4 protein-coding genes are annotated in these 3,203 nt (G+C 66.2%); all 4 read left to right on the top strand.

Annotation, left to right across the window (positions count from 1 at the left end; all coding sequences use genetic code 11):
* The first annotated feature begins 188 nt into the window (after positions 1-188).
* Positions 189-1,043, top strand: coding sequence for a hypothetical protein (locus ABZW16_RS43550; RefSeq protein WP_354962027.1), 855 nt, complete (start codon positions 189-191; stop codon positions 1,041-1,043).
* 339 nt (positions 1,044-1,382) lie between these two features.
* Positions 1,383-1,841, top strand: a complete 459-nt coding sequence (locus ABZW16_RS43545) for a hypothetical protein (RefSeq protein ID WP_354962026.1) — start codon at positions 1,383-1,385, stop codon at positions 1,839-1,841.
* Positions 1,842-1,884: 43 nt separating this feature from the next.
* Positions 1,885-2,118, top strand: coding sequence for a hypothetical protein (locus ABZW16_RS43540; protein ID WP_354962025.1), 234 nt, complete (start codon positions 1,885-1,887; stop codon positions 2,116-2,118).
* Between the two features lie 89 nt (positions 2,119-2,207).
* Positions 2,208-3,203 (top strand): XdhC family protein (locus tag ABZW16_RS43535; RefSeq protein WP_354962024.1); only part of this gene is annotated, 996 nt, incomplete at its 3' end.

The raw sequence follows: 3,203 nt of genomic DNA, 5'->3' as shown, positions 1-3,203 counted from the left end.
TTAACCCGATAATTATACCAAGTTATACTTTTGATTTATACGGCGCATGCGCTTCGACTACTCGGACGCGAGACGGGCCGCGAACGTCGCTCGTAAGACTCGCTCCGTGGGAGTTGCCTAACCTGGAAAACTCAACTAAGTCAAGAAGACTAGACGCATCACGGTGTCGAGATGTCTAGACTTCGCACATGTCGGCCGATGACGTGGCGCGCGTTTTCGCGATCGAAGATAAAGTCGAGCGACTCAAGGCGGCCACCGATGGGGTGGCGGCGGCCCAACAGACCATCAACGAACTGACCCGTATCCGCAGAGCGGTGATCAGGGAACTACATGCCGAGGGCTGGACCTTCGCCAGAATCGGTGCGGCGGCGGGACTTTCCCGCGCGCGGATCCATCAGGTGAGTACCCAGGGTCCGGCACCGGAAGGTCTGTTCTTCGGGCACGGGTCGCTCACGGTGATCGCTCCCGAGGTTCGCAGTGGTCGAGTGCTGGGCGCTCCGGACCCGAGCGCGGCGCAGCGACTGGTGGAGTTGCTGCGCGAGCTCGGCTTCACCGCGGCCGTCGAGCACTTCCTGCCGGGCCGACCCGTCGATCTGAATCGCGACGGGTTGATCGTGCTCGGCGGGCCCGAACTGTCCCCCAGTGTGCGTCAGCTCATCGCGGCGGATCCGCGGCTGCGGCGCGCGGTGGCCAGGGCCGGGGATGCCCGGCGCGGCATCGAGGATCGCGCGGCCAGAAGGGTATACCGACCGGGCGGCCCGGAACCGCATGACATTGCCTATATCGCCCGCCTCCCACGCCCCGACGGCCGCGGTACCGCCCTGATCATCGACGGGCTGCATCCGCCCGGCTCACTCGGCGCGATCCGTTTGCTCGCAACCAGATTGGCCACGCTGCACGAACGCGCTGCCACACACCTGTTTTCGGTGCTCGTCGCGGTGCGCTACGACCGCGCCACCGGGGAGCCGGTCGATGCCGATCTACTCACCCCGGTGTACCGGCACGACGCCGAACCCAGACCGATTCCGGGCCTCCGACGCTGAGCCGTTGGACTCCTGGACACCTTTTGGCAATCGAATAGCAGACGGCGCCCGATGCGCGGCGGTGAGTCGCGCTGGGCCGCCGCATATTCGATCGCGTCCGAAGAACGCAGGTGGCCCACACCAGTTCGCAATGAAACCGTGATGTGTCACACGTCACCAATACCTTCCATCTCGGCTCGACACCCGCGATGCTGAGTTAGCTAGTCGATAACCAACGGTGGCAGGTAGGTCCGAATGAATGTTCCACGTCCGGCGCGAGCGGGTTCCGCGTCGATGGCTGCCCGGCCCGAACGCGGATCGGGCTCGGCTCGCAACGCGGGCGCCCCGACGGCGCGACCGGTGACCGCCACCCATCGCGTGACCTACAGCAATCGACTCAAGGTCTTCATCGGCCCCGACGACGCCGTGGTCGATTTCCTGCGCCCGCTGCGCAGACTGGACGGCTACGACTCGTATTCGGTGAATCTCACTCGCCTGCCGTCCCCGATGCCCGCCGCGGAGATCACCGCGGCGATCAGCGCCGCGCCGGGTACGAACGCCGTGCAGTGCGTCGGCTCGGCCGACGTGCTCGCCATCGAACTGCGCGCCATCGTCGACGGGACGCCACGCCGGTACTTGCTCGGCCTGCCCGGCGATCGCCTCGGTCATCCTGGCGTCGACGTGCCGAATGGGCCCGATCTGCTGCGCGTATACCCCGATGAGGTCTTCGACGCCGAATATGCCGCGGAGGTATTCGCGACGTACTTCCACACCGGCGATATCCCGGCGGGCTTCCAACTGCGCGAGGTCGTCGAATGACGGTCGCGCGCAACAGCACTCGCAAGGTCGCGAGGGTACGACGATGAACGCAATCGTGATCGCGAGTGTGGTGCTGGTCGTCATCGTGATCGCCGCGGTGGTCACCAGGAGGCTCCGGCAGCGCACCGAGCACACCCATCTGACCGTCGCCGATCTGCAGGCGCGTTTGGCCGAGGAAGCCGAACGCTTGCTTTCGGACAGTCCGGTGGCCGAATCCGACACCGAGCACGCCACACCGCATTTCCCCCGGCCGCAGCGCATAGGAACTGGTCGGTAGCTAGGCTGGACGGCACTGCTGTCGTTCACATCGCTCAGCATTCGGTTCGGTGCGGATCCGCAAGGGAAAGGATCGCGGCCGTACGCACAATGCTCGAACAGATGGTGCAATTGGCCGATCGAGGGCCGGTGGCGCTGGCCCGCATCGTGGATGCAACCGGGCCCGGGCCACGCGAGTTGGGCGCGGCCATGGTGGTCACCGCGGACGGCGAGGTGCTCGGGTCGCTATCGGGCGGTTGCGTCGAGGCCGCGGTCGTCGAGTCCGCGCGGGAGGTGCTGGCCAATGGGCATGCGGTATCGGATCGATTCGGATATGCCGAGGCCGATGGATTCGCCGTCGGCTTGACCTGCGGGGGTGAGATCGAGGTCTTCGTCGAACGCGTGGATGACGCACGGCTATCGGTGCTGTCGGCTTTGCGTGCGGCCATCGCAGCGAACGAGCCGGTCGCGCTGACCAGCACGTTGGACGCGGCCCCGGACTGGAAACTCTTGCGGCTCGGCGATTCCGAGCCGTGGCGTGGCGTCGACCGCGACGTGCGAGCACTGCTCGCCGCCGGACGCAGCGGCGTGGTCGGCTCGGATGAATGCGAGACGGTCCGAGCGCCGCGCCCTCGCGTGTTCGTCCAGACCTTTGCCGCTCCGGCCCGCATGATCCTGGCGGGCGCCAATGATTTCGTCCGTGCCCTCGCCCGCACCGGCCGTCAGCTCGGCTACCGGATCACCGTCGTCGATGCCCGCGAAACCTTCACCACCCCAGCCCGATTCCCCTCGGCACATGAGGTCGTCGTCGACTGGCCGGACCGGTATCTGACCGCCGAGCACGTCGCCGGACGCATCGATGAACGCACGGTGGTCTGCGTGCTCACCCACGACACCAAATTCGATGTGCCGATGCTGGTGGCGGCGTTGGGAATCGAGGAAATCGGTTTCATCGGCGCGCTCGGCTCCCGGCGCACACATGACGAACGCGTCGAACGCCTCCGCACGGCCGGTGTCACCGACGATCAATTGGCTCGCATGAAAAGCCCACTCGGCCTGGACCTCAACGCCCACACCCCCGATGAGACCGCCATCTCCATCGCCGCC

Source organism: Nocardia sp. NPDC004604, assembly GCF_040609795.1.
Lineage (GTDB): Bacteria > Actinomycetota > Actinomycetes > Mycobacteriales > Mycobacteriaceae > Nocardia.
This window is presented reverse-complemented; position numbering and strand designations above follow the sequence as displayed.

Excerpts from the sequence above, each read along its gene's own strand:
- ABZW16_RS43550 (WP_354962027.1), top strand. The coding sequence starts at position 189 with ATGTCGGCCGATGACGTGGCGCGCGTTTTCGCGATCGAAGATAAAGTC.
- ABZW16_RS43540 (WP_354962025.1), top strand. The coding sequence starts at position 1,885 with ATGAACGCAATCGTGATCGCGAGTGTGGTGCTGGTCGTCATCGTGATC.